This window comes from Pseudomonas sp. 2VD (assembly GCF_005503585.1).
Classification (GTDB): Bacteria; Pseudomonadota; Gammaproteobacteria; order Pseudomonadales; family Pseudomonadaceae; genus Pseudomonas; species Pseudomonas aeruginosa.
Window position 1 is genome coordinate 1 of the sequence record NZ_SCND01000550.1, and the last position, 2,577, is coordinate 2,577.

Annotated in this window: 5 protein-coding genes and 2 pseudogenes; 3 read left to right on the plus strand and 4 right to left on the minus strand. The window is 66.4% G+C overall.

What is annotated here, in order from left to right:
* Positions 1-513, minus strand: a 513-nt coding sequence (locus FFS27_RS31480; RefSeq protein ID WP_137952484.1) for an AraC family ligand binding domain-containing protein, incomplete at its 3' end; no start/stop codon positions are given.
* Positions 514-610: 97 nt separating this feature from the next.
* Here FFS27_RS31480 and FFS27_RS31485 point away from each other — a divergent pair.
* Positions 611-883, plus strand: coding sequence for a hypothetical protein (locus FFS27_RS31485; protein ID WP_003089816.1), 273 nt, complete (start codon positions 611-613; stop codon positions 881-883).
* 25 nt (positions 884-908) lie between these two features.
* Here FFS27_RS31485 and ptrC read toward each other — a convergent pair whose 3' ends face one another.
* Complete coding sequence (gene ptrC / locus FFS27_RS31490) at positions 909-1,103, minus strand: type III secretion system co-regulatory protein PtrC (RefSeq protein WP_003089814.1); 195 nt, start codon at positions 1,101-1,103, stop codon at positions 909-911.
* 16 nt (positions 1,104-1,119) lie between these two features.
* Positions 1,120-1,239, minus strand: a complete 120-nt coding sequence (locus FFS27_RS34060) for a PA2485 family small membrane protein (protein ID WP_003116878.1) — start codon at positions 1,237-1,239, stop codon at positions 1,120-1,122.
* Positions 1,240-1,426: 187 nt separating this feature from the next.
* On the opposite strand from FFS27_RS34060, the gene FFS27_RS31500 reads away from it, so the two are divergent.
* Positions 1,427-2,041: a TetR/AcrR family transcriptional regulator gene (locus tag FFS27_RS31500; RefSeq protein ID WP_003089808.1), complete on the plus strand. Its 615-nt coding sequence runs from the start codon at positions 1,427-1,429 to the stop codon at positions 2,039-2,041.
* Positions 2,042-2,191: 150 nt separating this feature from the next.
* Positions 2,192-2,476, plus strand: a pseudogene (locus tag FFS27_RS31505) (LLM class flavin-dependent oxidoreductase); the annotation flags it as partial.
* Here the strand turns inward: FFS27_RS31505 and FFS27_RS33930 are convergent.
* Positions 2,466-2,577 (minus strand): annotated as a pseudogene (locus tag FFS27_RS33930) (LLM class flavin-dependent oxidoreductase); the annotation flags it as partial. The pseudogenes FFS27_RS31505 and FFS27_RS33930 overlap by 11 nt on opposite strands.

The window sequence follows — 2,577 nt, forward strand, 5'->3', positions numbered from 1 at the left end:
TGCCCATTCGGCCGCCGGCCGAGGATCGCCGGGGTTGGCCAGCAATGCCTCGGCGATCCTGCGCAGGCGCGAATCCCCCGGATAGGGCAGGCGGGTCCGCTGGGGCACGGCGTGGCGCAGTTCGTCCAGCAGCACGCGCAGCAGGTTCTCGCGTTCGGTGTTCCAGGCGGAGCCGGTCGGCCAGCGGGTGGCGCGTTCGACGATCAGCGCCACGAAAGCCGAGCAGGCGAGCACGCCGGGGTGCCGGGGCAGGTCGCGGCAGTGTTCGGCGGCGAGGTAGGCGCTCCAGCCCGCCAGGCTGCCGTGGGAGTGCGCCGAGTGTGGGTGACCCGGTGGGATCCAGGCGATCTGGCGCGGAGGCAGGGCCTGGCGGCCATGCTCGTCCTCGACCACCAGAAGGCCGCGCTCCAGGCAGTAGAGCTGGCCGCAGGCATGGCGGTGGGAGGCCGTGCGGCTGGCTGCGCGGTCGATGCGCAGGGCGAAGAGCGGGACGGGCAGGGGTTCCGGAAGCATTTGGCGGAAAAACGACGATGATTGGCTTGGAATGGATAATAGGCCATTCGACTGCGGATGTAGCCTGGCGACTCATCATTCTTGCCTGGAGCACGCCATGAAAGCCGAAGACATCCTTCCCGACCGACAGGACCGCATCCGCCTGGGCGGCGTGGAGATACGCAAGGGCAGCGTCGGCGCGTTCATCGCCAACGCCCGGCTGCTGCTTGAGGAGGAACTGCCCGCGGCGCAACGGCGGCAGGCTGAAGAAGACCTGCGCGCCTTGCTGCCGGCGATCCGGGCACTGGGGCTGCTGGAACTCTTCGAACTGCGCGACGCGCGACTGCGGACGCTGGTGGCGGATTGGGAAAACGCCGCTGGCCGCTCCTGAGAGCGGCACACGGGTACTGGAGGTATCAGTCGTCGATGCAGCTTTCGATCAGGCGTTGCAGGGCTTCGCGCTCACTGACCGGCGTGCGCATCGGCATGTGCGCGAGGCTGCCGTCGCGGCGCTCGATGATGTACTCGGTCTCGAAGTGCAGGGTGCAATCCTCGAGGCTCACATAGGTGACGCCATAGGTCGGGGCCTTGCGGGAGCGGGCTGAGAGCATGGATGCCTCCTTGGGCTCATTTCTTCTCGCTGGTCGATGCGGGCGCGCTGGCCTGAACCGGGCGAGTAGGGGTCACTGCATTGCTGTAGAACGCGGAAGCGGCGAAGTAGCTGGCGAGGGCGCTGAAGCTGGACATGATCGGTTCTCCTGAGGAAGGGTGGGCGTCTGCCCTTGGAGAGCATGTTTGCCCAGCGGGAGAACCGGCAGAAGTAAAAAGCCTGCATGGTGTATATCGAGCGCGATGATGGATCAAGCGACCCCCTCCAGCCTTGCGACTGTTCGCCGGTGTTACCATATGACGTGTTTTTTTCTCAGGAATTCCCATGGCCAAGCGTGGACGCCCCTGCGGCTTCGATCGTGAACAGGCATTGCGCCGGGCGCTCGACGTGTTCTGGGAGGCCGGTTACGAAGGCGCGACCATGGCCGCGCTGAAGGAGGCCATGGGTGGCATCTGCGCGCCGAGCATGTATGCCGCCTATGGTTCCAAGGAGGCGCTGTTCCGTTCGGCGGTGGAACTCTACCTGAGCCAGGAATGCCAGCTTTCCAAGGGCGCCTTCGCCCTGCCGACGGCGCGCGAGTCGATCGCCGCGCTGCTGGAAAGCGCCGCCGTCAGCTACACCACGGAAGGCAAGCCGCGCGGTTGCCTGGTCGACCTCAGCACGACCAATTTCTCGCCGGCCAACAAAGGCGTCGAAGACTACCTGCGCGATCACCGGCGGCGCGCCGCGCGCCTGCTGCGCGAGCGTTTCGCGCGAGGCGTGGCTGACGGCGACGTGCCGGCCGGAGCCGATCTCGACGCGCTCACCAGTTTCTACAGCAGCGTGCTCCAGGGCCTGTCGATCCAGGCCCGCGACGGCGCCAGCCGCCAGCAGTTGCTGGCCATCGGCCGCTGCGCGATGGCGGCCTGGGATTCCCTGCTGGCGGTCGAGGCCGCCTGACGCCACAGCGCTCCTTGGCTGGAAAAAGCCCATGGATTCTCCGTGGGCAAAAACTATAACGCGTGATATAGAATTGATCCAAACCCCGGGCGAGGTCCTTCCGCGCGTGTCTCGCGCCCTGGCCATCGCCCGCTGCCGATTGGAGCCTTCATGACAACGCTTGCTGATATTCCCCTGTCCATGCTCGACCTGGTGCCGGTGCGCACCGGCGGCAGCGTGGCCGAAGCCCTGCACAATTCCCTGGACCTGGCGCGCCATGTGGAGCGCCTGGGCTTCAACCGTTTCTGGCTGGCCGAGCACCACAACATGGATGGCATCGCCAGCTCCGCCACCGCGCTGCTGATCGGCCATATCGCTGGTGGCACCTCGCGGATCCGCGTCGGCTCGGGTGGGGTGATGCTGCCGAACCATGCACCGTTGGTGGTGGTGCAAAATGCGAAGCGAAGGCATAGGGCAAGCCTTTCTGCGCCGCCAGGTGGGCGCTGAACAGGCTCGAACCGAGTAGCCAGATCGGCACCTGGGTACCCTCGCCCGGC